Raw genomic sequence first — 25,594 nt, forward strand, 5'->3', positions numbered from 1 at the left:
GCGGCTAGTGTCTGTCCACTGCCTACAAAAGTCCCGGAGGAGCCATGGCGTTCGGCTGGATCGACGAGCAGGCGGACGCGCGCCGCCGCGCCGGACTCGTCCGGACGCTGCGGCCCCGCCCGGCCGACTCGCCCCTGCTCGACCTGGCGAGCAACGACTACCTGGGCCTGGCCCGCCACCCGGAGGTCACCGAGGGCGCGGCGGCGGCGGCCCGCACCTGGGGCGGAGGAGCCACCGGCTCCCGGCTGGTCACGGGCACCACCGCGCTCCACCGCGAACTGGAGGAGGAACTCGCCCGGTTCTGCGGCTTCGAGGCGGCCCTCGTCCTCTCCTCCGGCTACGCGGCCAACCTCGCCGCGGTCACCGCGCTCGCCCCGCACGGCTCGCTGCTCGTCTCGGACGCGGGCAACCACGCCTCGCTCATCGACGGCTGCCGGCTGGCCCGCGCCGCCACCCAGGTCGTCGCCCACGCGGACCCGGACGCGGTGCGCAAGGCGCTCGGCACGCACGGCGGGCAGGCCGTCCTCGTCTCCGACACGGTCTTCTCCGTCGACGGCGACGCGGCACCGCTCGCCCGGCACGCCGAGGTCTGCCGGGAACACGGCGCGGGGCTCGTCCTCGACGACGCCCACGGTCTGGGCGTCCTCGGGGACGGCGGGCGCGGCGCCCCGCACGCGGCGGGCCTCGCGGGCGCCGACGACGTGGTCGTGACCGTCACCCTGTCCAAGTCGCTGGGCAGCCAGGGCGGAGCGGTGCTCGGGCCCGCCCGGGTCATCGATCACCTGGTCAACACCGCCCGGACGTTCATCTTCGACACCGGGCTCGCCCCCGCGGCGGCGGGGGCGGCCCTGGCCGCGCTGCGGCTGCTGCGCCGCGAGCCGGAGCGCGCGGCGCGGGCGCGGGCGGTGGCGGCGGAACTGCACGCCCGCCTGAGCGGCGCGGGACTGCGCGCGGTGCGCCCGGACGCGGCGGTCGTCTCGGTGTGCGCGCCGTCCCCGGAGCAGGCCGTGCGCTGGGCGGCGGACTGCCGTGCGGCGGGCCTGGCCGTGGGGTGTTTCCGGCCTCCTTCCGTGCCCGACGGCATCTCACGGCTCCGGCTGACCGCCCGCGCGGACCTGTCCGGGGCGCAGATCGAACGCGCTGTACGAGTGATCGGCGAGACGCGGCCATGAGTCGGCGGACGCGGCCGTGAGTCGCCGGTGGACGGGAGGGTCCGGGGCGGGCCCGGTGGGTGCCCCGGCGGTGCTCAGATCCGGTGTGCCGCTGCCGTGAACCGCGCCCAGCTCGTGCGGGAGAAGAGCAGCGCGGGCCCGGCCGGAGCCTTGGAGTCGCGCACGGCGAGGAGTCCGGCGTAGGGCTGCGCGGCCGGACGGGCCGTCTCGACGCAGTTGTTCGCCCCCGTGCTGTAGCTGCTGCGCAGCCAGCGCACACCGTGCAGATCGGTCGTGGAGGATAAGTTCCGAGGGGGAGCAGACATGGTGCCTCCTTGATGCGGTCGCCCGCCGTCACCTGTCCTGGTGTATCCCGGCGATCCCGGCGATGAAGTCCAATGAGTCCTCGGTCGAAAGCGCGTGGGACCGAAGCGTGTCGAAGGCCTCGGAGTAGGCCTCCAGGTCTTCTTTCCGTTCGAGGTGGAGGCTACTCGTCAAGTTGTCGAGAACGACCACATCCAGATCAGAAGTGTTCGAAAAAGAGAAGATAACGAAAGGGCCGGTGATGCCGATGTGCGCACCGGCCGTGAACGGCAGGACCTGCAAGGACACCTGGGGCAGCCGCGCCGCCTCGGCCAGCCGCTCCAGCTGGTGCGCCATGACCTCCGGGCCGCCGACCTCGCGGCGCAGAACCGCCTCGTCCAGCACCACCTTCAGGGCCGGTGGCGGCACCGCCCGCAGCACGCCCTGCCGGGCCAGCCGCACCTCCACCAGCGCGTCCAGCCGCTCGTCGTCGAGCCCGTCCACCGCGGCCCGGGTCACCGCGCGGGCGTACGCGGGGGTCTGGAGCAGCCCGGGGACGACCGAGGTCTCCAGGGTGCGCATCGCGCTGGCCTGGGACTCCAGGCTGATGAAGTCGCGGTACGTCGGCGGCAGTACCCCGCGGTAGGCGTGCCACCAGTGCGGCCGGTCCTGGCCGTCGTCGGCGCCCGACAGCAGCAGGAGCAGCTCGCGCAGTTGGGCGTCCTGGACCGCGTACGCGTCGAGCAGCGTGCGCACATCGGCCGGTTTCACCCCGCTGGCGCCCGTCTCGATCCGGCTCACCTTCGACTGGTGCCAGCCCACGAGCCGGGCCGCCTCGCCACTGGTGAGCCCCACGCCGGTGCGCAGCGCGCGCAGTTCCGCACCGAGCTTGCGGCGGCGCACCGCGGGACCGTGCTGCATGGGACGCGCTCCTGACTTCTCCCGGGACCGACGGCGCATACGGTCGCCCGTCGCAGAGTTCACCGCTTCGAGCGACAGATATATGCATATCTTGGTGGATCGCCACCCGTGACCGGTCCGGTGGTGGCAACCTGACGGCGAAGCACCAGTCCGGGACCGTACTCGAAACCCTCCGCTCCTGTCGGACCGCGGCCCCGTGGGAAAGGGACGACGTCGTCATGGCAGACCATCTGGAAGCATCCGTCACGCTGCCGAGCGATCCCGCCTCGGTCGCGGCCGCCCGTGCCTACGCGGTCGGCACGCTGACGGAGTGGGGCCTGCCCGCGGACGCGGACGCCGCCGATACCGTACGGCTCATCGTCTCCGAACTCGCCACCAACGCCGTGGAGCACACCCTCGGCCGGTCGCCCACCTTCACCGTGCACCTCGCCCTCGACCACGACGAGCGGGTGCGCATCGGCGTCACCGACAGCCACCCGCGCTTCCCCAGACGGCTCCCGGCCGCCGTTCAGCAGGACAACGGCCGGGGCATGGTGATCATCCGGTGGCTCAGCGCGGAGTACGGCGGCAGGGTGCGCGTGCGGCCCACCCGGGAAGGCGGCAAGACGGTCAGCGTGGAACTGCCGTGGCCGGTCCGCGCCGCGTCGGCCACGGACCGGGACGAGCCGTAGCCGACGGACCGTCGCCGGTCCGCCGGTCCGCCCGTTCGCGGGTGCACCGGTCCGCCGTCCCGTCCCGTCGCGCCGCGACCCGGGCGGGTCAGCCGATGCGGCCGTACCAGACGTTCCTGGTCCAGATCTTCTCCAGTTTCACCACGTCCCCGGTCTTCGGGGCGTGCCAGATCTTGCCCGAGCCGGCGTAGATCCCGACGTGGTAGACGTACGAACCGGAGTGGAAGAACACCAGGTCACCGGCGCGACGGCTCTTCGAGGAGATGTGGTGCGACTTGTTGTACTGCTGTGCGGCCGTACGCGGCAGGCTCTTGCCGGCCTTCTTGAAGGAGTACAGCGTGAGCCCGGAGCAGTCGAACCTCCTCGGCCCCGTCGCTCCCCACTGGTAGGGGGCGCCCTTCTTGGACGCCGCGATGTTCAGGGCCTTCGTCGCCATGGTGGCGGCCGAGGCGTCGGAGGCGACACCGGGCACCACGATCGAGCCGCCGACGGCGGCGAGCGTCAGGGCCGAGGCGGTTCCGGCCCGGACCATGAGCGACGGGACACGATTGAGCGCAGTCATGCGCAACCCTTCGTCAGCCGCCTGTGAAGGATGACCTGTCGGATTCGGGCTGGCGAAGTTGCCCGGCCGCCTGCTGGCGGCTTCACCCCAAGGGCTGCTCGGCCCGGCCGTGGCGCGACCGTTCCGGCGACCCGTCTTGCTCGGGTCCTCCACTCCTGCCGATCCACTTCCGTCGACCGGGCATCCGGGCGGTGGCAGGACTCGGCGTCCGCCCGGACCGCCCCGCCGCTGCGGCGGGGGCTTGTCGTCAGACAGGGATCTTCACCTACGGCTGTCCGAAAATCCCAACGGAACCTGTGCTTTGTGTTGTTACTCACCACTCGTCCGTTCGAGTGGATGCCGTTCCGTTCGAACCGCTTCCTCCCGCCCGGCCGAGCCCCGGACCAGGAGCGGAAGAATTCGTTCCGCCATCCGGGCGGACACGCGCCGCAACCCGAACGGCCCTGGAAAAAAGTGGTGTGCCTACGCCGAAAGGCGGTACCCCGTTCGGTCCGTTTCGGTCCGATCCGATCCCGCGCGGGCGCCGTGCCGAAGACGCCGCCCGTCCGCCCGTCCGCCCGCCACGGAGGTCCGTCGCCGCCCGGCTCCGGTCGTGCGCGCGACCCGCAGGGAGCAAGCTGGAGGAGGACTCCGGCCGTTCGACGACCCAGGGGATCTCCATGGCGTTCTTCGCGATGTCCAGGTGGCATCCGCTCCAGCCGCTGTCCGTCACCGACCTGGTGGCGGAGCACGAGCGGCTGCACGAGGAGATCGCCCAGCTCCAGCGCGGCCTGACCTCGCACGCCGTCATCGACCAGGCCATCGGAGCCCTGGTGGCCGTGGGCCGCATCCCTCCGGACAGCGCCTGGCGGGTGCTGCGCGAGGTCTCCCAGCGGACGAACACGAAGGTGCGCACGGTCGCCGAGCACATCCTGAAGTTCGCGCAGGGCGGCGCCCTGTCCGACACCGAGCTGGAGGAGCTGCGGCGGGCGCTCGGCCGGCACGCCGCGCGCCGCGCCCCGGACCGCTGCGACTCCTGAGGCGGCGCCCGCGCCCTGTCGCGCGGGCGCTCGGGCGCGTCTCCGCTGAGCGGAACATCCGACGCCGGTTATCGGATTGGCAAAGAAGGTCAACGACCCCTGTCCTCAGGCGCCTCACAGCCGGAAGGATCCCCCGTACTCGATTCGCAACGATGTACGGGGAGGTCCCACTTGAGGGTCATCAGACCGAAGAACCGGACGGTGGCGCTCGGTTCGGCCGGCGCGCTCGTCACGGCGACCCTGATAGCCGGCGCCGTGGCGGCACCCGCGGCCAGCGCGGACAGCCGCCACGGCCAGGACCGCGAGGCCATCGGCGCGGCGATCGCCGCCGACCGTGCCGCCCACGCCGGTATCCAGTGGCAGGACTGCCCCGCCGACTGGGGGCTGGCCAAGCCCATCCAGTGCGGGTACGTCTCGGTGCCGCTCGACTACGCGCACCCGTACGGCAAGCAGATCAAGCTCGCCGTCGACCGCATCGGCAACACCGGCACCCGGCAGGACCGCCAGGGCGCCCTCATCTACAACCCGGGCGGACCGGGCGGTTCCGGCCTGCGCTTCCCGACCCGGGTCACCGCCAAGAACCCCGTCTGGGCGAACGTGGCGAAGGCGTACGACTTCGTCGGCTTCGACCCGCGCGGCGTCGGCCACTCCACGCCGATCTCCTGCGCCGACCCGCAGGAGTACGTCAAGGCTCCCAAGGCCGACCCGGTGCCCGGCTCCGAGGCCGACAAGCGCGCCCAGCGCAAGCTGGCCCGCGAGTACGCCGAGGGCTGCCTGGAGCGCACCGGCCGCGCCATGCTCCAGCAGATGACCACGCCGAACACCGCGCGCGACCTCGACGTCATCCGCGCCGCGCTCGGTGAGAAGAAGATCAACTACCTGGGCGTCTCCTACGGCACCTACCTCGGCGCCGTCTACGGCACGCTGTTCCCGGGCCATGTGCGCCGGATCGTCGTCGACAGCGTCGTCGACCCGTCGCGCGACAACATCTGGTACGAGGCCAACCTCAACCAGGACATCGCCTTCGAGGGCCGCTGGAAGGACTGGCAGGACTGGGTCGCGAAGAACGACGCCAGCTTCCACCTCGGCACCACCCGCGCCGCCGTCCAGGCCAAGTGGCTCCAGCTGCGCGCCACCGCCAAGGAGCACCCCCTCGGCGGCGTCGTCGGCCCGTCCGAGCTGCTCGGCTTCTTCCAGTCCGCGCCGTACTACGACTCCTCCTGGGTGCCGGTGGCGACGGCGTTCAGCAAGTACTTCGCCGGTGACCCCCAGCCGCTGATCGACGCCGCCGCCCCCGACATGTCCGACATCGCGGGCAACATCTCCACGGAGAACGGCAACGCCGTCTACACGGCCGTCGAGTGCACCGACGCCAAGTGGCCGACCAGCTGGCACAAGTGGGACCGGGACAACACCCGGCTCAACGCCCAGTACCCGTTCCTGACCTGGTCCAACGCATGGATGAACCTGCCGTGCGCCACCTGGCCGGTCAAGCAGCAGACCCCGGTGAACGTCAAGACCGGCAAGGGGCTGCCGCCGGTCCTGATCGTCCAGTCCACGCGGGACGCCGCCACGCCGTACCCCGGCGCCGTCGACCTGCACCAGCGCTTCAAGGGCTCCCGTCTGATCACCGAGAAGGACGCGGGCTCCCACGGTGTCACCGGTCTGGTCAACCCGTGCATCAACGAGCGGGTGGACACCTACCTGCTCACCGGCAAGGTGGACCGGGCGGACGTGACCTGCGGTCCGCACGCCACGCCGAAGCCGTAGCACCCGGCCGTACGCGGTGAGGGGCGGTCGGGATCCCCGGCCGCCCCTTCGCCGTGCCCGGCCCCGGAGGGAGCCCCGCCGCGCTCTCAGGTGAGCGGGGAGCGGGGGAACCTGCGCTCCCCGCGGGCCCGTGACCCGTCCCGCGCGGACGCGGGCGCCGCGGACGGCCCGGCCTTGGCCACGGCCGCGTACTGGTCGACGTACTCCTGCCCGGACAGCGACAGGATGGCGTACATGATCTCGTCGGTGACGGCCCGCAGGACCGCCTTCTCCTCCTCCATCCCGGCATAGCGGGAGAAGTCCAGGGGACGGCCGAAGCGGATCACGACGCGGCGCGGCCGGGGGACCAGCCGGCCCGGGGGCTGGGCCTCGAAGGTGCCGATCATCGCGCAGGGGATCACCGGCACGCCCGCTTCGAGCGCCATCACCGCGACGCCCACCTTGCCCTTGTAGAGGCGGCCGTCGTGCGAGCGGGTGCCCTCCGGATAGATGCCGAGGAGCTCGCCCCTGCCGAGCACCCCGAGGCCCTCGCGGATGGCGGCCCGGCCCGCCTCCTTGCCCGACCGGTCCACCGGGATCTGCCCGGCGCTGCGGAAGAAGGCGGCGGTCAGCCGGCCCCTCAGCCCGGGGCCGGTGAAGTACTCGGCCTTGGCCAGGAAGGTGATGCGCCGCTTGAGGATCGCGGGCATCAGGAAGTGGTCCGAGAACGACAGATGGTTGCCCGCGACGATGGCCGCACCGGTCTCCGGCACCTGATCGAGACCCTCGATGCGCGGCCGGAAGGCCAGTCTCAGCAGCGGACCCAGCAGGACGTACTTGAGCAGCTGGTAGAACACGGCTCGCCCCTCACTCGCAGGTCCCACGCGCGGCCGCGGGTGCCCCGGACCGCGTCCGGCCGGAGTCGTCCCGGCCTCTCGACTTTACTGACACACGGTCAGTCCGGCGCCCCTCGCGGACGCGCGGATCGGCGTACGGGCCGGACGCGGTGTCTGCCGGGCTCCGTGCGCCGGGCGACGTACGGTGGACGGTATGGCTCCTCCGCTGCCCGGTCCGCTGGAGCATCTGGCCCCGCTGCTCAGCCAGTACGGTTATCTGGCCGTGGGCGGTGTCGTCCTCGTGGAGGACTTCGGGATCCCCGCCCCCGGCGAGACGATCCTGCTCGCGGCCGGTGTGTACGCCGGGGCGGGCGAGCTGAACGTCCTGGCCGTCGGCCTCATCGCGTTCGCCGCCGCGGTGATCGGGGACAACATCGGCTATCTGATCGGACATTTCGGCGGGCGGGCCTTCGTCCACCGGTGGGGCAGGTACATCTTCCTGACGCCCAAGCGGTTCGAGACCGCCGAGCGGTTCTTCACCCGGCACGGCGGCAAGATCGTCACGGTGGCGCGCTTCGTCGAGGGACTGCGCCAGGCCAACGGCATCATCGCCGGCACCACCGGGATGCACTGGCTGCGCTTCCTGGCCTTCAACGCGCTCGGCGCGGCGCTGTGGGTGGGCCTGTGGGTGTCCGTCGCCTACTTCGCGGGCACGCACATCGACACCGTCTACGACACGATCAAGCGGTACGAGGTCTGGGTGCTGGTGGCCGTCGCCGTCCTCGTCGCCGCGCTGGTCGTCCGGCATCTGCTGCGCCGCCGCGCGGAACGGGGGAAGCCGGAGGCGGAGTGAGGGGCGCGCGGTGTACCCGGGGCCGGGTGCCCGGTGTCGCCGACGTCCGGCGGCGGGGGCGGCGTACCGCGCGGCCGACCGCTCCGTACGATGTGACCATGACGTCCGGCACCCGCGCCCGCACCCGCTCGGCGGCGCGCCGTGCCCGCCGGGCGCTGCTGGTCCTGGCCGTACTGGCCGGGGTGCTCGCGATGCACGGCTTCGCCGCCGCCGGGACGCCCGCGCCGGGCCGTCACGGGACGACGGCGGCGCCCGGGAGACCGGCCGCCCACGAAGCCGCCGCGCCCGTGCACCGGGCCGGGGACTCCTGCCGTCACCTCTCCGACCCGGACTCGGACGGCATGCCCATGCAGCACGCGGACGGCACCTGCGCCGCCGCCGGTGCGGCGACGGGCTACGCGCCGTCCGCCCCGCCGCCCGCGCCGTTCTCCGCCGTCGCGCCCCCGGTGATGCTCCCCGCGGGGCCGCTCACCCCCTCTGCCGACGGCCGGGCCCCGCCCGATCTCGCCGAACTCCAGCTCCTGCGGATCTAGAGGCACCCGCACGGCATCCGGACCTCACCGCGTCCGGTGCGCCGTGCTCCGGTCCCGACCTGATCCGCCGGTTCCGCGCGCCCGCGCGCGGGCTTCTCCGAGGAGCTGTACCTTCATGACCTTCATGACCTTCATGGCGATCCGCCGCACCGGCCGACGCGTCCCGCGCACCGGCCGTACCTTCCCTGCCCTCCCTACCTTCCGTCTCCGTCACGCCGCCCTGCCGGGCGCGGTCCTCGCCGCCGCGCTGGCGCTCACCGCCTGCGGCGGCGGCAGCGGTGACACCTCGTCGGCGGGCCACTCCGCCCACGGCAACGGGTCCACCGGCCGCCCCTCGGCCACCGCCCCGGCCGGACCGGGGAAGCACAACGCGCAGGACGTCACGTTCGCGCAGGAGATGATCCCGCACCACCGGCAGGCCGTGGAGATGGCCGCCCTGGCACCGAGCCGGGCCCGGTCCCCGCAGGTCAAGGACCTCGCCGCGCAGATCAGGCAGGCGCAGGACCCGGAGATCGAGACCATGACCGGCTGGCTGAAGGCGTGGGGCGCCGGTGTCCCGTCCGCCGGTCCCTCCGGCATGCCGGGCATGCCCGGCATGGACCACTCGGCCTCCGGGCACTCCGCCTCCCCGATGCCCGGCATGATGACGGACACCGACATGGACGAGCTGACCGGGCTGTCCGGTGACGCCTTCGACCGGGCGTTCCTGCGCATGATGATCGGCCACCACGAGGGCGCCGTCGCCATGGCCCGCACGGAGCAGGCCGAGGGGTCCGACCGGGCCGCCGTCGCCCTGGCGAAGTCGGTCACCACCTCGCAGTCGGCCGAGATCGACCGGATGAGGAAGCTGCTCGGCGGCCGGTAGGCCCGCCCCCGTTCCGGGACGGCCGACCCGCGTCCGCCGTCCCGGAACGACTTCCGGACGCGCTTCGGAATACCCCTGGGGGGTATGTGGTTCCCCGGTGTGCACGACCACCTCACACATCGACAAGGGAGCGACGATGGAACACGTGGACCACGGGCACGCGCACGCGCACGCGCACGAGCACCACCACGGCGCCCCCGAAGGAACCTCCTGGCGCACGGCCGCGCAGGCGGGCGCTCAAGGTCGCCCTGGCCGCCGACACCCTGTCCATCGCGGTCATGGAGCTGATCGACAACACCGTCATGGTGGGCGTGCCCGGCGCCATGGACGCGGGGCTCGCCGACGCGCTGTTCTGGGTCTCGCTGGTGCTCTCCCTCGCCCTGGCGTTCCTGCTGACCACTCCCGTCAACCGGTGGATGATCGGCCGGGGCAAGGGGCACGCCGTCGTGCACGCCTACCACTGACCGGCCGCGCGGGGCCGGTCCGTCCGCGGGCCGGTCCGGCTGCGGGCCGGGGCGGCGGAAGTCAGGGGTAGCGGCGGTCGTCCGGCTGTGTCGTCCCGCCGCCCGTCGGGCGGGTGTCCGTCCCGCCGTACCGCGCCACCCGGTGGTGCCGGTGGTGTGTCGCGGCGCCGGCCAGCATGGACAGGCCGAGGCAGAAGAGCAGGGCGAGCGCGAGCCCCGCGCTGAAGATCGCGAGGGTGTTCAGCGTGACGATGTCGTTGCCGAGGATCGACACCGTGTACTGGGGTCCGCCGGACAGGTTGCCGGCGATGGCCAGACCGGTGAAGGCGCCCGTGGCCGCGAGGAGCAGCAGGCCGATGAGCAGCATGGGAGTCATCTCCTCAGGAAGTCCCTCAGGGAGTGCCGTCATCCGCTCGGGTACCCGTATCCTCCGGGCGCCAACGAAGGGCCGGGGGAGTGGCGCGGCCGGGCGAGCGGGCGCCGCGGGACGCGCGTACCGGGGGCGCCCCCAGCGGGAGCGCCCCCGGCACATGCCGTACTGCGCAGGACCGGGCGGTCCGGCGGGCTCAGCCGGTCAGCACCCGCTCCAGCGAACCCAGCGCGGAGCGCAGTTCGGTCTCGGTGACGGTCAGCGGCGGCGCGAGACGGATCGTCGACCCGTGGGTGTCCTTGACCAGGATCCCCTCCCGCATCAGCCGCTCGCTGATCTCCCGGCCGGTGCCGATGGCCGGGTCCACGTCGACGCCCGCCCACAGCCCGCGCGAGCGGAAGCCGACCACGCCCCTGCCGGTCAGCGCGGTGAGGCCCTCGCGCAGGACGACGCCCAGTCCGGCGGCCCTGCGCTGGAACTCGCCGGTCTCCAGCAGTTCCACCACCGCCGTGCCGACCGCCGCGGCCAGCGGGTTGCCGCCGAACGTCGACCCGTGCTCGCCCGGCCGCAGCACGCCCAGCACCTCGCGGCTGCCGACCACCGCCGACACCGGCACGATGCCGCCGCCCAGCGCCTTGCCGAGCAGCACGAGGTCCGGCACCACGCCCTCGTGCTCCACGGCGAGGGTGTGCCCGGTGCGGCCCAGACCCGACTGGATCTCGTCCGCGACGAACAGGCAGCCCGCCCGGCGGGTCAGCTCGCGCACCCCGGCGAGATAGCCGTCGTCGGGCACGATGACGCCCGCCTCGCCCTGGATCGGCTCGATCAGCACGGCGGCCGTGGTCTCGTCGACCGCCGCCTCCAGGGCCGCCAGGTCGTTGTAGGGGACGATGCGGAAGCCGGGCGTGAACGGCCCGAACCCGGCCCGTGCCGTCTCGTCCGTGGAGAAGCCGACGATCGTCGTCGTCCGGCCGTGGAAGTTCTCCGCGGCCACCACGATCGTGGCCCGGTCGGCGGGGACGCCCTTGACCTCGTAGGCCCACTTGCGGGCGACCTTGATGCCGCTCTCCACCGCCTCGGCGCCCGTGTTCATGGGCAGCACCATCTCCTGCCCGGTCAGCGCCGCCAGGCGCGTCGCGAAACCGGCCAGCCGGTCGTTGTGGAAGGCCCGCGAGGTGAGGGTGAGCCGGTCGAGCTGGTCGCGGGCCGCCTCGATCAGCGCGGGATGGCGGTGGCCGAAGTTCAGGGCGGAGTACCCGGCCAGCATGTCGAGGTAGCGGCGGCCCTCGACGTCCTCGACCCAGGCGCCCTCGGCCCGCGCCACGACCACCGGCAGCGGGTGGTAGTTGTGCGCGAGCACCGGCTCCTCCGCCCGGATCAGCTCGTCGGAGGTGGTACGGGTGTCTGCGGGTGCGGTCATGAGCGGATCTCCTGGGTGCAGCACTTGATCCCGCCGCCGGCCTTGCGGAACTCCGACAGGTCGACGGGGACGGGCAGATAGCCGAGGTCGGTGAGGCGGTCGGCGAGGTCCGTCGCGCCGGGCGACATGAACACGTGCAGGCCGTCCGAGACGGAGTTGAGCCCGAAGGCCTCCGCGTCCTTGCGGGTGGCGGTCACCGCGTCCGGGTACAGCCGGGCGAGCACCTCGCGGCTGCCCGGGGAGAACGCCTCGGGGTAGTACGCGATGTTCTCCTCGTCGAGGACGAACAGGGCCGTGTCCAGATGGTAGAAGTACGGGTCCACCAGGGTCAGCCCGATCACCGGGACGCCCAGGAACTCCTGGGCCTCGCGGTGGGCCTCCCGGGTGGTGCGGAAGCCGGTGCCGGCCAGCAGCCAGCGCCCGGCCGGGACGAAGTCGCCCTCGCCCTCGCACACCGACTCGGGCCGGTACACGTCGAACCCGGCCGACTTGAACCAGGTGTCGTAGGGCAGGGACTCCGGGCGCCGCTCGGGCGCCTTGAACAGGGAGCCGAAGACACGGCCGCCGACGACCACCGCCGCGTTGGCGGCGAAGACCATGTCCGGCAGCGAGGGGACGGGTTCCAGGGTCTCGACGGTATGACCGTGGGCGCGGTAGGCGTCGGTCAGCGCCTGCCACTGGGCCTGGGCGCGTCCGGTGTCGACGGGACGGTCCGGATGCATCCAGGGGTTGATCGCGTACTGCACGGCGAAGTGTCTGGGTTCGCAGACGAGAAAGCGCCGCCGGCGCGGCACACGGGATCCGGGCACAGAGGGGTTCCTCCGCTTCCTGGGGTGTCGACTGAGGGTTGACACCACGGTAGGAAGCGGGCGATACGGCCGACAAGGAACGAAACCTGCGTGTTCACGCAGTGATGCTGCGTCTTCAGAGGATTCAGCGCACGTCTGCTGCGTCCTCGGGGACGGGCTGGCTGGCCCCCGCCTCCGGGCTGTCCGGCAGCAGATGGGAGAGCACCATCACGCTGATCGTCTTGCGGATGAACGGCTCCACCCGGATCCGCTCCAGCACCTCCTCGAAGTGCTCCACATCCCGTGCCCGCACGTGCAGCAGCGCGTCCGCGCCCCCGGTCACCGTCATCGCCGCCGTGATCTCCGGATGGTTGCGCACCACCTCGGCCAGCCGCCTCGGCGGCGCCGCGCCCTCGCAGTACACCTCGACGTACGCCTCCGTGCGCCAGCCCAGCGCCGCGGGCTTCACCGTGGCCGTGAACCCGGTGATCACCCCCGAGTCGCGCAGCCGGTCCACCCTCCGTTTGACGGCGGTGGAGGAGAGCCCGACGACCGCGCCGATCTCCGCGAAACTCGTACGGGCGTTCGCCATGAGAGCGGTGAGGATCTTCCGGTCGAGATCGTCGAACGGCGTGGGCCTGCTGTTCATGCCCGCACTGTATCCAGCGCCCCCGGCCCGCGCCCGGCACATGTCCAGCGCCGCCGTTCGCCCCTACACTCCACGTTCATGCTGCGCGCCCTCGCCGTCGACGACGAACGCCCCTCGCTGGAGGAGCTGCTCTATCTGCTGAGCGCCGACCCCCGCGTCGAGGGCGTCGAGGGCGCCTCGGACGCCACCGAGGCGCTGCGCCGCATCAACCGGGCGCTGGAGTCCGGACCGGGCGGGCCCGACGCGATCGACGTCGTCTTCCTCGACATCCACATGCCCGGCCTCGACGGCCTCGACCTGGCCAGGCTGCTGACCGGGTTCGCCGCACCGCCGCTGATCGTGTTCGTCACCGCCCACGAGGACTTCGCCGTGCAGGCGTTCGACCTCAAGGCCGTCGACTACGTCCTCAAACCCGTCCGCCGGGAACGGCTCGCGGAGGCCGTCCGCCGCGCCGCCGCGCTGCGCGAGACGGCCGTACGGATCCCGGTGAGCGAACCCGACCCCGACCAGCTGCCCGTCGAACTCGGCGGCGTCACCCGGTTCGTCGCCGTCGACGACATCACCCATGTCGAGGCCCGGGGCGACTACGCCCGGCTGCACACCGCCCGGGGCAGCCACCTCGTCCGCATCCCGCTGTCCACACTGGAGGAGCGCTGGCGCGCCCGTGGCTTCGTCCGCATCCACCGCCGCCATCTCGTCGCGCTGCGCCACATCGGTGAACTCCGCCTGGACGCGGGCTCGGTGAGCGTCCTGATCGGCACCGAGGAACTCCAGGTCAGCCGTCGGCACGCCCGCGAACTGCGGGTTCTGCTGATGCGCCGGACCGGACGCTAGAGGGGGGCGCACACCATGCCGCAGGACCCCGCCGAGCGCCGCGTCGTCGTCACCGGACCGCCCCGCCGCACCCGCCGCGCCACCGGCCACTACCGCCCGCGCACCGAGATCGACGAGCAGACCACGCTCGGCCACACCTACGTCCGCTCCCTGATGCGCACCCAACTGCGCACCGCGCTCACCGTGTCCGGCGTGCTCGTCCTGCTCGTCGGCCCGCTGCCGCTGGTGTTCGCCGCCGCGCCCGACGCGCGCCGCCTGAAGTGGGCCGTCCTCGGCTTCGGCCTCTACCTCCCGCTCGTCCTGCTCGCCCGCTGGTACGTGCGCCGCGCCGAACGCAACGAACGCGACTTCGCCCGCCTCACCGAGGACCGCTGAGGACCGCGCCCCGGTGAACTCCGCCTACACCGTCCCCGCCGTCGCCCTCGTCGTCGTCGCCACCGTCCTCGTCGGCGCCTTCGGACTGCGCATATCCCGGACCACCTCCGACTTCTACGTCGCCTCCCGCACCGTGGGCCCGCGCCTGAACGCCGCCGCGATCAGCGGCGAGTACCTCTCCGCCGCCTCCTTCCTCGGCATCGCCGGACTGGTCCTCGTCCAGGGCCCCGACATGCTGTGGTACCCGGTCGGCTACACCGCCGGATACCTCGTCCTGCTGCTGTTCGTCGCCGCCCCGCTGCGCCGCTCCGGCGCCTACACGCTGCCCGACTTCGCCGAGGCCCGGCTCGCCTCCCAGGGCGTGCGGCGGCTGGCGGGCGCCTTCGTCGTCGGCATCGGCTGGCTGTACCTGCTGCCCCAGCTCCAGGGCGCCGGCCTCACGCTCGCGGTGCTCACCGGGGCGCCCGGCACCCTCGGCGGAGTGATCGTCGCCGTCGTCGTGGTGGCCACCGTCGCCGCCGGCGGCATGCGCAGCATCACCTTCGTGCAGGCCTTCCAGTACTGGCTGAAACTGACCGCCCTGCTCGTCCCCGCGCTCTTCCTGCTGCTCGCCTGGCAGAGCGACGGCGCCCCCCGCCACGCCTTCGACGAACCCGCGGCCTTCCGCGAGCCGCGCACCGTCCGCGTCGGCAGCACCCTCGACCTGCGGCTGGACCGCCCCCTCACCGTCACCGTGCACGGCACCGTCGACGGCCGCCCGCACCCCGGCGAGCCCGTGCGCCTGGCCGCCGGAACCCACCGCCTCGGCGGCGGCACCCGCCTCACCTTCCGGCCCGGCGACCCGGTGCCCGCCGCCGGCCGGGCCCGCACCGGCGGCATGTCGACCTCGCTCGCCGCAGGCCGCGAGGAACGCCCCCTGTACGCCACGTACGGCCTCATCCTCGCCACCTTCCTCGGCACCATGGGACTGCCGCACGTCGTGGTCCGCTACTACACCAGCCCGCACGGGGTCGCCGCCCGCCGCGCGACGGTCGCCGTGCTCGGCCTCATCGGCGCCTTCTACCTGCTGCCGCCCCTCTACGGCGCCCTCGGCCGCCTCTACGCCCCCGAACTGACCCTCACCGGCGACGCGGACGCCGCCGTCCTGCTGCTGCCCGACCGGATGATCGGCGGCCTCGGCGGCGACCTGCTCGGGGCGCTGGTCGCGGGCGGCGCCTTCGCCGCCTTCCTGTCCACCGCCTCCGGACTGACCATGGCGGTCGCCGGGGTGCTCACCCAGGACGTGCTGCCCTCGCGCGGTCCGCTGCCCGCCCGAGGCGTACGGCACTTCCGGCTCGGCACCGTGCTCGCCATGGCCGTACCGCTCGCGGTGAGCGTCCTGGCCGGGGGACTGCCGGTGGCCGACGCCGTCGGACTCGCCTTCGCCGTGTCCGCGTCCTCCTTCTGCCCGCTGCTCGTCCTCGGCATCTGGTGGCGGCGGCTCACCCCGCCCGGCGCTGCGGCCGGGATGCTGGCCGGCGGCGGGGCCGCGTTCGTCGCCGTCGCCGTCACCATGGCCGGACTCCCGGGAACCGGCCCGCCGCACGCGCTGCTCGCCTGGCCCGCCCTGTGGTCGGTGCCGCTGGGCTTCCTCACCATGGTGCTGGTCTCCCTGGCCACCCCCGGCCGGGTGCCGCCCGGCACCGCGGCCGTGCTCGCCCGCTTCCATCTGCCCGAGCCGCCCGGCACGGAGGCCAAGGCGTGAGCGGCTTCCTCGCCGGGCTGTGCGTCGCCGTCCTGCCGCTGCTGGCCGCCGGGTTCTGGCTGGGCCGGCGCACCGCCAGGACCCCGCGTCCGGGCGGTCTCGGCACGCCCGTCGAGCACGCCACCTTCCGGACCCTGCACACCGCCTCCCTCGCCGCGCCCCCGCTGCGGGCCGGGCTCACCGAGGAGACCGCCCGCAGATCGGCCCGGCGGCTGCGGTCCCTGCTCGGCACCGACGCGCTCTGCCTCACCGACGACACGCGCGTACTGGCCTGGGACGGCGTCGGCGCCCACCACCGCGCCGAGATCATGGCGCGGCTCACCGGCCCCCTGGAGACCGGGCGCGGCGAGGCGTTCCGGCTCGGCTGCACGGCACCGGACTGCCCGGTGCGCTGGGCGGTGGTCGCCCCGCTCACCGTGGACGACCGGGTGCACGGCGCCCTGGTCGCCTGCGCGCCCCGCGAGTCGGCCGTCCTGGTCCGCGCCGCCACCGAGGTGGCCCGCTTCGTCTCGGTCCAGCTCGAACTGGCCGACCTCGACCGCTCCCGCACCCGGATCGTCGAGGCCGAGATCAAGGCCCTGCGCGCCCAGATCTCCCCGCACTTCGTGTTCAACTCGCTGGCGGTGATCGCCTCGTTCGTCCGCACCGACCCCGAGCGCGCCCGCGAGCTGCTGCTGGAGTTCGCCGACTTCACCCGCTACTCGTTCCGCCGCCACGGCGACTTCACCACGCTCGCCGACGAACTCCACGCCATCGAGCACTACCTCTCGCTGGTCCGGGCCCGCTTCGGCGACCGCCTCGCCGTCACCCTCCAGATCGCCCCGGAGGTGCTGCCCGTCGCGCTGCCCTTCCTGTGTCTGCAACCGCTCGTGGAGAACGCCGTCAAACACGGCCTGGAGGGCAAGGCCGGGACCTGCCGCATCCGTCTCACCGCCCGGGACGCGGGCGCGGAGGCGCTGGTCGTCATCGAGGACGACGGCGCCGGGATGGACCCCGGGCTGCTGCGCCGCATCCTCGCAGGGGAGGACAGCCCCTCCGGCGGCATCGGCCTGTCCAACGTCGACGACCGGCTGCGCCAGGTCTACGGCGACGACCACGGCCTGGTCATCGAGACCGCGCCCGGCGCCGGAATGAAGATCACCGTGCGGCTGCCCAAGTACCAGCCGGGCGTGCACTCCTCGGCCCGCCTCGGCGGCTCCCCCGCGAACTGAGCGGCGCGGAACGGAGCTGGGAGGGGCTCAGGTGTGGTGGGTCACCACCACACCCAGGGTCGCAAGGCCCAGCACCACCCAGCCGAACCACAGCCAGCCGTTGCCGCCGAGCGCCACCGTGTACGCGGTCACCGCGACCAGGGCGCCCACGGTGAGCACCCCCATCGCTCTCGTGGAACCGTCCGTCGAACCGGGCATCGCGGCACCCTCCTCCTGGTCGGCCTCCCTCCCATGGTGCCCCGGAATCCGCCTCCTGGGAGGCTCCGGTGCACGCACCGTACGGAAGTGACGGGGGACGGGCGGGCCGCGGCAGGGCCAGGGGTCAGTTGCCGCGGGCGTTGAGCGAGGCCAGATAGGCGTTGTAGGCGGCCAGCTCCTTGTCGCCGTCCCGCTCGGCGGCCCGGTCCTTGCGCTTGGCCTGCCGCTGCTCCGAGCGGTACCACTGGAACAGCAGCGCCAGCAGCACCAGCACCGAGGGCACCTCGCTGAACGCCCAGGCGATGCCGCCGGCCGCCGTCTGGTCGGACAGCGCGTCGATGCCGAGCGAGGCGGGCGGGTCGCGGAAGGTCTCCACCAGGGGCGTGGAGCCCATCATCAGCGCGATGCCGAAGAACGCGTGGAAGGGCATCCCGGCGAACAGCTCCAGCATCCGCATCAGATAGCCCGGCCGGTGCGGGCCCGGGTCGATGCCCATGATCGGCCAGAAGAACGCCACCCCGACCGCGAGGAAGTGCACCATCATCGCGATGTGCCCGGCCCGCGAGCCCATCAGGAGGTCGAAGAGCGGGGTGAAGTACAGCGCGTACAGGCTGGCGACGAACAGCGGGATGGTGAACGCGGGGTGTGTGATGATCCGGACGTAGCGGCTGTGCAGCAGCGCCAGCAGCAGTTCGCGCGGACCCTTGCGGCCCCGGCCCGCCACCGGCAGCGCGCGCAGCGCCAGGGTGATCGGGGCGCCGAGCAGGATCAGGATCGGCGAGAGCATGCTGATCACCATGTGCTGGACCATGTGCACGCTGAACATGACCATGCCGTAGTCGTTCAGCTTGGTGCACATCATCAGCGCCACCGTCAGCACCCCGACGACGTACGCCACCGTGCGGCCCACCGGCCAGGAGTCGCCGCGCCGCCGCAGCCGCACCACGCCCCAGCCGTAGAGCGCGAGACCGAGCAGGCAGGCGACGAGGAAGAACGGGTCCGCGGACCATGCGAGGCCGCGTCCCAGCGTGAACGGCGGCAGATCCATCATCATGCCGTGCCCGCTGTGATCCATCCGCCGGCTCCTGATTCGTGGGGGTGTGCGCTGTCCGACCCCAGCTGTGGGCGTCCGTGACCGTCTGTCCCCAGCTGTCTGTCGGCACCCAGACTAGAACCGCCCCCGGCCGCTCTCGCGACCGGGGGCGGCTGACGCGCGGGCGTGTCCTACAGCACGCACTCCGCCTCGGCGTACCGGTCGGCGGGCACCGTCTTCAGGGTCTCCACGGCCTGGGCGAGCGGCACCATCACGATGTCCGTGCCGCGCAGCGCGGTCATCCGGCCGAACTCCCCGCGGTGCACGGCCTCCACGGCGTGCCAGCCGAACCGGGTGGCCAGCACCCGGTCGTACGCCGTCGGCGTGCCGCCGCGCTGGACGTGCCCGAGGATGACCGGCCGCGCCTCCTTGCCCAGGCGCTCCTCCAGTTCCAGGGAGAGCTGCCGGGCGATGCCCGCGAACCGCTCGTGGCCGTAGACGTCCTTGCCGCCCTCGTCGAAGTCCATGGTGCCGGGCAGCGGCTTGGCGCCCTCGGCCGCGACCACGATCGCGAACCGCTTGCCCGCCGCGAACCGCTCGCCGACCTTCTTCGCCAGTTCCTCGATGTCGAAGGGCCGCTCGGGGACGACCACGGCGTGCGCGCCGGCGGCCATGCCGGACTGGAGCGCGATCCAGCCGGTGTGGCGGCCCATGACCTCCACGATCAGCACCCGCTGGTGGGACTCGGCGGTGGTCTTCAGCCGGTCGAGCGCCTCGGTGGCCACCGTCACGGCGGTGTCGAAGCCGAAGGTGACGTCGGTGACCGCGATGTCGTTGTCGATGGTCTTGGGCACGCCGACGATGGGCAGGCCGTTGTCCGAGAGCAGCCGGGCCGCCTTGAGGGTGCCCTCGCCGCCGATCGGGATGATCGCGTCGAGCCCCAGCTCCTGGACATGGCCGCGGGCCCGCTCGACCCCGTCGCGCAGGTGCTCGGGACGCACCCGGGAGGAGCCGAGGATGGTGCCGCCGAGGGCGAGGATGCCGCCGACCGCGTCCAGGTCGAGCTTGAGGTAGTCACACTCCAGGAGGCCCTTCCAGCCGTCCCGGAATCCGATGACCTCGTCGCCGTGGTCGGCGACGGCACGGTGCACGACGGACCGGATGACGGCGTTCAGGCCGGGGCAGTCGCCGCCGGACGTGAGGACACCAATGCGCATAGCCCGAACAACCTTCTCCACGTGGGCCGGGACCGGACCGCGCTGTCCGGCTCGATCCCGGCCACCCTACCGGCGTGAGGGGGTGGTGCCGTAAGGGCCGTCCGGCTGGTGGACGCGGGTGCACAGGTGAGCGGACGCGCCGTCAGCCGGGCCCGGTGACGAGCGTCCCGCGCGCACCTTGCGGGGAGCTTGCGAGGGGCTTGAGGAGAGCCGACACCCGGCCGAAGCGCCGGAGACGCAGACACCGCCGGAAACGCAAGACACCGCCGACGCCGCGGTCACCGCCGACACCGCGGCCGCCGGGAGACACCGCGGGCGCGCCCGGGAGGGTTCCCGGGCGCGCCCGCGGGCCGCCGTGCCGTGCGGTCCGCGCTCAGGCGGGCTGCTCGGCGGCGGCGATGCGCTCGGTGCGCAGGGCCTCGTACCAGCGGTCGTCGACCGGCGGCAGCGCGTTGACGTCGAGGGCGAGCTTCAGCAGCAGGTCCGCGATCTGCGGGTTGCGGGCCAGCACGGGACCGTGCATGTAGGTGCCGAAGACCGTGTCGTTGTACGCGCCCTCCGTGCCGTCGCCGGTGCCGTTGCCCCGGCCGACGCGGACCTGGGCGAGCGGCCGGGCGGCCGGGCCGAGGTGGGTGACGCCCTGGTGGTTCTCGAAACCGGTCAGCGGGGGCAGCCCGAGGCGCGGGTCGACGTCGCCGAGCACGTCGCCGACGCACCGCTCGCCCTCGCCGCGCACGGAGACCACGTCGAGCAGGCCGAGGCCCGGCTCGCGCTGGCCGAGGTCGTTGACGAACTCGTGGCCGAGGATCTGGTAGCCGGCGCAGACCGAGAAGACGATGGCGCCGTTCTGCACCGCCTGGTAGAGGTGGCCGTCGCGGCGCAGCCGCTCCGCCGCCAGCCGCTGCGGGCGGTCCTCGCCGCCGCCGATCAGGTAGATGTCGCCGGAGGTCGGGATCGGCTGGTCGCTGCGTACGTCCAGGCGGGCCACGTCCAGGCCGCGCTGCCGGGCCCGGCGCTCCACGACGAGCGCGTTGCCCTGGTCGCCGTAGGTGCTCAGCAGGTCCGGGTAGATCCACACCAGCCGCAGTTGGTTGTCGCTCATGAAGTGCTCGTCCTTCGTGATCAGTTGCCGACGCGGCGGCGCAGGTCCTGGAACGCGGTGTAGTTGGCGATGACCTCGATCCGGCCGGGCGGCGCCTGCTGCACGGCCTGGTCGAGGTTCTCGCAGACCTGGAAGTGCTGGTTGGCCACCTCCAGACGCACCGCGAGGTCCAGCTTCCGGTCGCCGATCACGAGGAGCGGGTGGCCGGTGAGACGGGTGTAGTCGACGTCCCACAGCCAGGAGGTGTCGGTGCCGTCGGCGCCGCGCGCGTTCACCGAGAGGATGACCGGGGTCGGCGGCGGGTCGATCAGCGAGAAGGTCTCCAGCCAGCCGGCCGGGTTCTTGGCCAGCAGCAGGCGCAGGTCGCGGCCCTGGAACTGCACGACGTCGTAGCGTCCGGCGACCGCCTGCACCTGGTACATCCGCTCCAGCGCGACCTGCGGCGGCACCCCGAAGACGGCGGCGACGGCCGCCGAGGAGGCGGCGTTGGCCTTGTTGGCGCGGCCCGGCAGCTGGAGGTGGATCGGCCAGGCCGAGCCGTGCGGGTCCAGGACGTGGTCGCCGGACAGGGCCCAGCTGGGCGTGGGGCGGCGGAAACCGCACTCGGCGCAGAACCAGTCGTCGCCCGGACGCTGCATCACACCGCCGCAGGACGGGCAGGACCAGGCGTCGTCCTTCCACATCTGCCCGGCGGCCACCCAGATCACATTGGGCGAGGAGGAGGCGGCCCACACCACCAGCGGGTCGTCGCAGTTGGCGACGACCACGGCCTTGGACCCGGCGAGCCCCTCGCGCCAGTTCTCGGCGAGCATCCGGGTCTCGGCGGCCCGGTCCAGCTGGTCGCGGGAGAGGTTGAGCAGCGCGATGCACTTGGGGTCGGTGTCCCGGGCGACGCCCGCGAGGTACTTCTCGTCGACCTCGATCACACCGAACTTGGCCTCCGAGCCGCCCGCCAGCGCCGAGGTGATGCCCGCCGGCATGTTGGCGCCGAGCGCGTTGGAGACCACGGGGCCCGCGGCCCGCAGCGCCTCGGCGATGAGCCGGGTGGTGGTGGTCTTGCCGTTGGTCGCCGACACCAGGATGACGTCCAGGTTCTGGGCGAGCCGGGCCAGCAGGTCGGGGTCGAGTTTGAGCGCCACCCGGCCGCCGATCACCGAACCGCTGCCGCGCCCCGCGGCGCGCGATGCCGCCGCGACCGCCTTGCCCGCGGTCACGGCCAGCTTGGCCCGCGGCGTGAGCGGGTCCGAGTTGCCTGCCATCAGTTCTCGATCCTCCTTGCGTACGCGCCGCGCCTGAGCCATCCGGCAACGTGGTGTGGACCTCAGCCTATCGAGATCCGTTCACGCACCCGAATTCCGGCACCCGTGCGGCGCTCGCGCGCCGTTCGCGCGTGCAGAAGGACCGTACCCTTGCCGCCATGCGACACGGCTCGATCCCCGGCGCCCGCGGGCGCGTACGGCCCCTCACCCTCCTCGGCGACGAGGCGCTGCGCACACCCTGCCGGGAGGTCACCGCCTTCGGTCCCGAACTGGCCTCGCTCGTGGAGGACTTGTTCGCCACGATGTACGCCGCACGGGGGGTGGGACTGGCCGCGAACCAGGTGGGCGAGGAGCTGCGGGTGTTCGTCTACGACTGCCCCGACGACGAGGACGTGCGGCATCTGGGGCATGTGGTGAATCCCCGTCTGGTGGCGGCGGACGGCATCGTGCTGCGCGGTCCGGAGGGATGTCTCTCGCTGCCGGGCCTGGAGGCGGGGACCGAGCGCCACGACCACGCGGTCGTGGCGGGATTCACAGTGACGGGGGAGCCGGTGACGGTCGAGGGGACGGGATTCTTCGCCCGCTGCCTCCAGCACGAGTGCGACCACCTGGACGGCCGTCTGTATGTGGATCATGTCACGGGCCTGCGCCGGCGCAGGGTGCTGCGGCAGGCGGCCAGGGCACCCTGGGCCCGCCGGGGGTGACGGTCGCGGATCCGGGTGGCTGTCCGCGGCCGGGTGGGTGCTAGAAGCCGGGGCCTCCGGCCTTGTCCCCGGCGCCCGCGAGCCGGCCCCACAGCAGATCGGCGAGGCTGCGCACCAGTTCCGCGCGCGAGCAGGGGCGCTCGCCCAGCCACCAGTCTCCGGCCGCGTGCATCATGCCGACGATGCCGTGTCCCCACACCCGGGCCAGCTGCTGGCCGCCCGGTCCGAGGTCGAGGCGCTCCCCGATGACCTGGGCCAGCTCCTCGCCCATCCGGCGCAGCAGCGGCGCGGAGTGCTTGCCGACGTCGAAGCCCTGGTCGCCGCCCTGGCCGCCCTCCGCCGGGTGCATCAGGAAGCGGTACACCTGGGGCCTGGCCTCTATGGCGGCGAGGTAGGTGTCGAGTGTGGCCTCGACGCGGGCGCGCCGCTCGGCCGGTGCGTCGAGGGCGGCCCGCAGCGAGTCGAGCAGGGCGTCGGTGTGCCGCTTGGCGAGGGCGGCGTACAGGCCGCCCTTGTCGCCGAAGTGGCGGTAGAGGATCGGCTTGGTGATGCCCGCCTCGGCGGCGATGGCGTTCATCGACGCGTGCGGACCGTCGCGCAGCACCACTCGGTCGGCGGCCTCCAGCAGCTCGCGCCGTCGGCGGTCGGCGGACCGCTGCTGATCGGTCCGCTGCGTGGTGTCCATGATCTCTCCCCACCCGTGCTGATTCGGTGACGCCTGCGCAAACTAACACTGACCGGGCCCGCGGCATCGAACGGGCTGCCGAGGCGACAGCGGCACTTGACTTCTCCTACTGGTCGGTAACACGGTACGGTTACCGCAAGTAACACCACAGTGTGCCGCTGGAGGGGACATGGCCGAGTTCACCATGGAGCTCAACGACGAACAGAAGGAGGTGCGGGACTGGCTGCACGGCTTCGCCGCCGATGTGATCCGCCCCGCCGCCGCCGAATGGGACGAGCGTGAGGAGACTCCCTGGCCGGTCATCCAGGAGGCCGCCAAGGTCGGCATCTACTCCCTGGACTTCTACGCCCAGCAGTACTTCGACGCCACCGGCCTCGGCATCCCGATGGCCATGGAGGAGCTGTTCTGGGGCGACGCGGGCATCGCCCTGTCGATCGTCGGCACCGGCCTCGCCGCCGTCGGCGTCCTCGCCAACGGCACCGAGGAGCAGATCGGCACCTGGATCCCGCAGATGTACGGCGACCCCAGCGACGTCAAGGTGGCCGCCTTCTGCTCCTCCGAGCCCGACGCCGGCTCCGACGTGGCCTCCCTGCGCACCCGCGCCGTCTACGACGAGGCCAAGGACGAGTGGGTGCTCAACGGCACCAAGACCTGGGCGACCAACGGCGGCATAGCCAACGTCCATGTCGTCGTGGCCTCCGTCGACCCCGGCCTGGGCTCCAAGGGGCACGCCTCCTTCATCGTCCCGCCCGGCACCCCGGGCCTGTCCCAGGGCCAGAAGTTCAAGAAGCACGGCATCCGCGCCTCGCACACCGCCGAGGTCGTCCTCGACAATGTGCGCGTCCCCGGCTCCTGTCTGCTCGGCGGCAAGGAGAAGCTGGACGAGCGCCTCGCCCGCGCCCGCGAGAAGGCCAGGGCGGGCGGCGAGCGGGTGAAGAACGCGGCGATGGCCACCTTCGAGGCGTCCCGCCCCGCCGTCGGCGCCATGGCGGTCGGCACCGCGCGCGCCGCCTACGAGGTCGCCCTCGACTACGCGAAGACCCGCGAGCAGTTCGGCCGGCCGATCATCGACAACCAGGGCGTGGCCTTCCAGCTCGCCGACATGGCCACCTCCGTCGACGCGGCCCGCCTGATGGTGTGGCGCGCCTCCTGGATGGCGATCAACGGCAAGCCGTTCACCGCCGCCGAGGGCTCGATGTCCAAGCTGTTCGCCAGCGAGACCGCGAAGAAGGTCACCGGCCAGGCCATCCAGATCCTGGGCGGCAACGGCTACACCCGCGAGTACCCGGTGGAGCGGATGCACCGCGACGCGGCGATCTACACCATCTTCGAGGGCACCAGCGAGATCCAGCGGCTGGTCATCTCCCGTACGGTCTCCGGCCTGCCGATCCGCTGACCCGTCCACCGGCCGCAAGGCGCCCTGGTGGCGGCGGTCCGCCGGCGGGGCGCCTCGCGGCCGGCCGCCGACGGACACCGGGCGCGGCCGAGGCGCCGGGGGCGGGGCCGTCAGCGGTGCCTGAGCGGGGTCAGCTGCTCGATGTCGTAGCGCCGCCGCAGCGCCTCGATCGCCGCGTGGTCGGGCGGCCCCCCGCTCCTGAGGATCTCCAGCAGCTCCTCGAAGTACCGCTCATGGTCCGGCGGCGGGGACGCCTGGAAGAACATCTTCGCCGGGCTGTCCGTGGGGTTGGCGAACGCGTGCGGGCAGCCCGGGGGCACGGCGATGACCGTGCCCGGGGTGGCCCGCACCACGCGGCTGCCGGACCGGGACTCCCACTTCTGCCAGCGGTCGGGCGTCCGCACCCGCGGCTCGAACGCGAGCACGTCCAGCTCGCCCTCCAGCACGTAGAACAACTCCTCGCTGCGCGTGTGCACATGGGCGCCCACGTCGAAGCCCGGCGGGACCTCCACCTCGAAGGTGGAGGAGGTGCGCGAGTGCGAACCGGTCACCTTGAACGTCACCCGCTGGGCGGCCGTCTCGACCACCCGGCCCTGGCCCGGTGGCACGAGCAGCCCGTCCACCGCGGCGAGTTCGGGATCCTCGATCGCGGGAAGCGGCGGCTCGATCGTCGTCATCGGCG

At 72.9% G+C, this 25,594-nt stretch carries 28 protein-coding genes and 1 pseudogene; 14 read left to right on the forward strand and 15 right to left on the reverse strand.

The genetic code is table 11. From position 1 onward, the window contains the following. Positions 1-44 precede the first annotated feature (44 nt). Positions 45-1,172 (forward strand): 8-amino-7-oxononanoate synthase, encoded by a 1,128-nt coding sequence (locus ACWDYF_RS25340; RefSeq protein ID WP_018571112.1) that lies wholly within the window; start codon positions 45-47, stop codon positions 1,170-1,172. A gap of 74 nt (positions 1,173-1,246) precedes the next feature. Here the strand turns inward: ACWDYF_RS25340 and ACWDYF_RS25345 are convergent, their stop codons facing one another. Both ACWDYF_RS25345 and ACWDYF_RS25350 read right to left on the reverse strand, forming a co-directional pair. Continuing rightward, positions 1,247-1,477 (reverse strand): DUF397 domain-containing protein, encoded by a 231-nt coding sequence (locus tag ACWDYF_RS25345; RefSeq protein ID WP_026253097.1) that lies wholly within the window; start codon positions 1,475-1,477, stop codon positions 1,247-1,249. 28 nt (positions 1,478-1,505) lie between these two features. Then, the gene (locus ACWDYF_RS25350) at positions 1,506-2,375 is read right to left on the reverse strand and encodes a helix-turn-helix domain-containing protein (protein WP_037895859.1); all 870 of its coding nucleotides are present in this window, start codon (positions 2,373-2,375) and stop codon (positions 1,506-1,508) included. A 218-nt stretch (positions 2,376-2,593) separates the two neighbouring features. On the opposite strand from ACWDYF_RS25350, the gene ACWDYF_RS25355 reads away from it, so the two are divergent. Then, positions 2,594-3,046 (forward strand): ATP-binding protein, encoded by a 453-nt coding sequence (locus ACWDYF_RS25355; protein ID WP_381740440.1) that lies wholly within the window; start codon positions 2,594-2,596, stop codon positions 3,044-3,046. An 88-nt stretch (positions 3,047-3,134) separates the two neighbouring features. Here the strand turns inward: ACWDYF_RS25355 and ACWDYF_RS25360 are convergent, their stop codons facing one another. Next, entirely contained in the window at positions 3,135-3,608 is a 474-nt protein-coding gene (locus tag ACWDYF_RS25360) for a C40 family peptidase (protein WP_064531467.1), read from the reverse strand. A 659-nt stretch (positions 3,609-4,267) separates the two neighbouring features. Between ACWDYF_RS25360 and ACWDYF_RS25365 the strand changes: the two genes are divergently transcribed. Then, positions 4,268-4,627 carry an ANTAR domain-containing protein gene (locus ACWDYF_RS25365; protein ID WP_018571107.1) on the forward strand — a complete coding sequence of 120 codons (360 nt, stop codon included), beginning with the start codon at positions 4,268-4,270 and terminating at the stop codon, positions 4,625-4,627. A gap of 171 nt (positions 4,628-4,798) precedes the next feature. Then, positions 4,799-6,397, forward strand: a complete 1,599-nt coding sequence (locus ACWDYF_RS25370; RefSeq protein ID WP_381740439.1) for an alpha/beta hydrolase — start codon at positions 4,799-4,801, stop codon at positions 6,395-6,397. Between the two features lie 86 nt (positions 6,398-6,483). Here ACWDYF_RS25370 and ACWDYF_RS25375 read toward each other — a convergent pair whose 3' ends face one another. After that, complete coding sequence (locus ACWDYF_RS25375) at positions 6,484-7,233, reverse strand: lysophospholipid acyltransferase family protein (RefSeq protein WP_381740438.1); 750 nt, start codon at positions 7,231-7,233, stop codon at positions 6,484-6,486. Positions 7,234-7,426: 193 nt separating this feature from the next. Between ACWDYF_RS25375 and ACWDYF_RS25380 the strand changes: the two genes are divergently transcribed. From ACWDYF_RS25380 to ACWDYF_RS25395, 4 genes and pseudogenes are all read left to right on the forward strand, one after another. After that, positions 7,427-8,065 (forward strand): DedA family protein, encoded by a 639-nt coding sequence (locus tag ACWDYF_RS25380; protein WP_389471937.1) that lies wholly within the window; start codon positions 7,427-7,429, stop codon positions 8,063-8,065. Positions 8,066-8,163: 98 nt separating this feature from the next. Further along, positions 8,164-8,598, forward strand: a complete 435-nt coding sequence (locus ACWDYF_RS25385) for a DUF6153 family protein (protein WP_389471940.1) — start codon at positions 8,164-8,166, stop codon at positions 8,596-8,598. Between the two features lie 124 nt (positions 8,599-8,722). Next, entirely contained in the window at positions 8,723-9,463 is a 741-nt protein-coding gene (locus ACWDYF_RS25390) for a DUF305 domain-containing protein (protein WP_389471981.1), read from the forward strand. 221 nt (positions 9,464-9,684) lie between these two features. Further along, a pseudogene (locus ACWDYF_RS25395) lies at positions 9,685-9,927 on the forward strand (DUF4396 domain-containing protein); the annotation flags it as partial. A 61-nt stretch (positions 9,928-9,988) separates the two neighbouring features. On the opposite strand, the gene ACWDYF_RS25400 reads toward ACWDYF_RS25395, so the two are convergent. The 4 genes from ACWDYF_RS25400 to ACWDYF_RS25415 all read right to left on the reverse strand — a co-directional run bounded on the left by ACWDYF_RS25400 (position 9,989) and on the right by ACWDYF_RS25415 (position 13,154). Continuing rightward, positions 9,989-10,294, reverse strand: a complete 306-nt coding sequence (locus ACWDYF_RS25400; protein ID WP_018571100.1) for a hypothetical protein — start codon at positions 10,292-10,294, stop codon at positions 9,989-9,991. 199 nt (positions 10,295-10,493) lie between these two features. Continuing rightward, positions 10,494-11,717: an ornithine--oxo-acid transaminase gene (gene rocD / locus ACWDYF_RS25405; RefSeq protein WP_037895866.1), complete on the reverse strand. Its 1,224-nt coding sequence runs from the start codon at positions 11,715-11,717 to the stop codon at positions 10,494-10,496. Beyond that, positions 11,714-12,526 carry a dimethylargininase gene (gene ddaH / locus ACWDYF_RS25410; RefSeq protein WP_389471944.1) on the reverse strand — a complete coding sequence of 271 codons (813 nt, stop codon included), beginning with the start codon at positions 12,524-12,526 and terminating at the stop codon, positions 11,714-11,716. Before ddaH ends, rocD begins: the two co-directional genes overlap by 4 nt. A gap of 124 nt (positions 12,527-12,650) precedes the next feature. Then, positions 12,651-13,154, reverse strand: coding sequence for an Lrp/AsnC family transcriptional regulator (locus ACWDYF_RS25415; protein WP_381740429.1), 504 nt, complete (start codon positions 13,152-13,154; stop codon positions 12,651-12,653). 78 nt (positions 13,155-13,232) lie between these two features. Here ACWDYF_RS25415 and ACWDYF_RS25420 point away from each other — a divergent pair, with 78 nt between their 5' ends. From ACWDYF_RS25420 to ACWDYF_RS25435, 4 genes are read left to right on the forward strand one after another with little or no spacing between them, the layout of a single operon-like run. Further along, on the forward strand, positions 13,233-13,988 hold the full coding sequence (locus ACWDYF_RS25420) for a LytR/AlgR family response regulator transcription factor (RefSeq protein WP_389471949.1): 756 nt from the start codon (positions 13,233-13,235) through the stop codon (positions 13,986-13,988). Positions 13,989-14,003: 15 nt separating this feature from the next. Continuing rightward, positions 14,004-14,363, forward strand: coding sequence for a hypothetical protein (locus ACWDYF_RS25425; RefSeq protein WP_018571095.1), 360 nt, complete (start codon positions 14,004-14,006; stop codon positions 14,361-14,363). Positions 14,364-14,376: 13 nt separating this feature from the next. Continuing rightward, on the forward strand, positions 14,377-16,107 hold the full coding sequence (locus ACWDYF_RS25430) for a sodium/solute symporter (protein WP_389471953.1): 1,731 nt from the start codon (positions 14,377-14,379) through the stop codon (positions 16,105-16,107). Beyond that, a complete protein-coding gene (locus tag ACWDYF_RS25435; protein ID WP_389471955.1) occupies positions 16,104-17,318 on the forward strand; it encodes a sensor histidine kinase in 1,215 nt (404 codons plus the stop codon). Before ACWDYF_RS25430 ends, ACWDYF_RS25435 begins: the two co-directional genes overlap by 4 nt. A 27-nt stretch (positions 17,319-17,345) precedes the next feature. On the opposite strand, the gene ACWDYF_RS25440 is transcribed toward ACWDYF_RS25435, so the two are convergent. The 5 genes from ACWDYF_RS25440 to ACWDYF_RS25460 form a co-directional block, all read right to left on the reverse strand. Continuing rightward, complete coding sequence (locus tag ACWDYF_RS25440) at positions 17,346-17,516, reverse strand: hypothetical protein (protein WP_389471958.1); 171 nt, start codon at positions 17,514-17,516, stop codon at positions 17,346-17,348. 124 nt (positions 17,517-17,640) lie between these two features. Then, on the reverse strand, positions 17,641-18,591 hold the full coding sequence (locus ACWDYF_RS25445; RefSeq protein ID WP_381737780.1) for a cytochrome c oxidase assembly protein: 951 nt from the start codon (positions 18,589-18,591) through the stop codon (positions 17,641-17,643). Between the two features lie 149 nt (positions 18,592-18,740). Continuing rightward, positions 18,741-19,766 (reverse strand): 6-phosphofructokinase, encoded by a 1,026-nt coding sequence (locus tag ACWDYF_RS25450; RefSeq protein WP_381737782.1) that lies wholly within the window; start codon positions 19,764-19,766, stop codon positions 18,741-18,743. A gap of 373 nt (positions 19,767-20,139) precedes the next feature. Then, positions 20,140-20,868, reverse strand: a complete 729-nt coding sequence (locus ACWDYF_RS25455; protein WP_018571089.1) for a type 1 glutamine amidotransferase — start codon at positions 20,866-20,868, stop codon at positions 20,140-20,142. Positions 20,869-20,888: 20 nt separating this feature from the next. Next, positions 20,889-22,127: a MurT ligase domain-containing protein gene (locus ACWDYF_RS25460; RefSeq protein ID WP_018571088.1), complete on the reverse strand. Its 1,239-nt coding sequence runs from the start codon at positions 22,125-22,127 to the stop codon at positions 20,889-20,891. Positions 22,128-22,285: 158 nt separating this feature from the next. Here ACWDYF_RS25460 and def point away from each other — a divergent pair, with 158 nt between their 5' ends. Next, a complete protein-coding gene (gene def / locus ACWDYF_RS25465; protein ID WP_018571087.1) occupies positions 22,286-22,831 on the forward strand; it encodes a peptide deformylase in 546 nt (181 codons plus the stop codon). 40 nt (positions 22,832-22,871) lie between these two features. Here def and ACWDYF_RS25470 read toward each other — a convergent pair whose 3' ends face one another. Next, a complete protein-coding gene (locus tag ACWDYF_RS25470; RefSeq protein ID WP_018571086.1) occupies positions 22,872-23,516 on the reverse strand; it encodes a TetR family transcriptional regulator in 645 nt (214 codons plus the stop codon). 169 nt (positions 23,517-23,685) lie between these two features. Here ACWDYF_RS25470 and ACWDYF_RS25475 point away from each other — a divergent pair, with 169 nt between their 5' ends. Next, a complete protein-coding gene (locus ACWDYF_RS25475) occupies positions 23,686-24,912 on the forward strand; it encodes an acyl-CoA dehydrogenase family protein (protein ID WP_381737785.1) in 1,227 nt (408 codons plus the stop codon). Between the two features lie 110 nt (positions 24,913-25,022). Here the strand turns inward: ACWDYF_RS25475 and ACWDYF_RS25480 are convergent, their stop codons facing one another. Beyond that, on the reverse strand, positions 25,023-25,589 hold the full coding sequence (locus ACWDYF_RS25480) for a cupin domain-containing protein (protein WP_381737787.1): 567 nt from the start codon (positions 25,587-25,589) through the stop codon (positions 25,023-25,025). Positions 25,590-25,594: the final 5 nt, after the last annotated feature.

The organism is Streptomyces sp. NPDC003284, assembly GCF_053589675.1.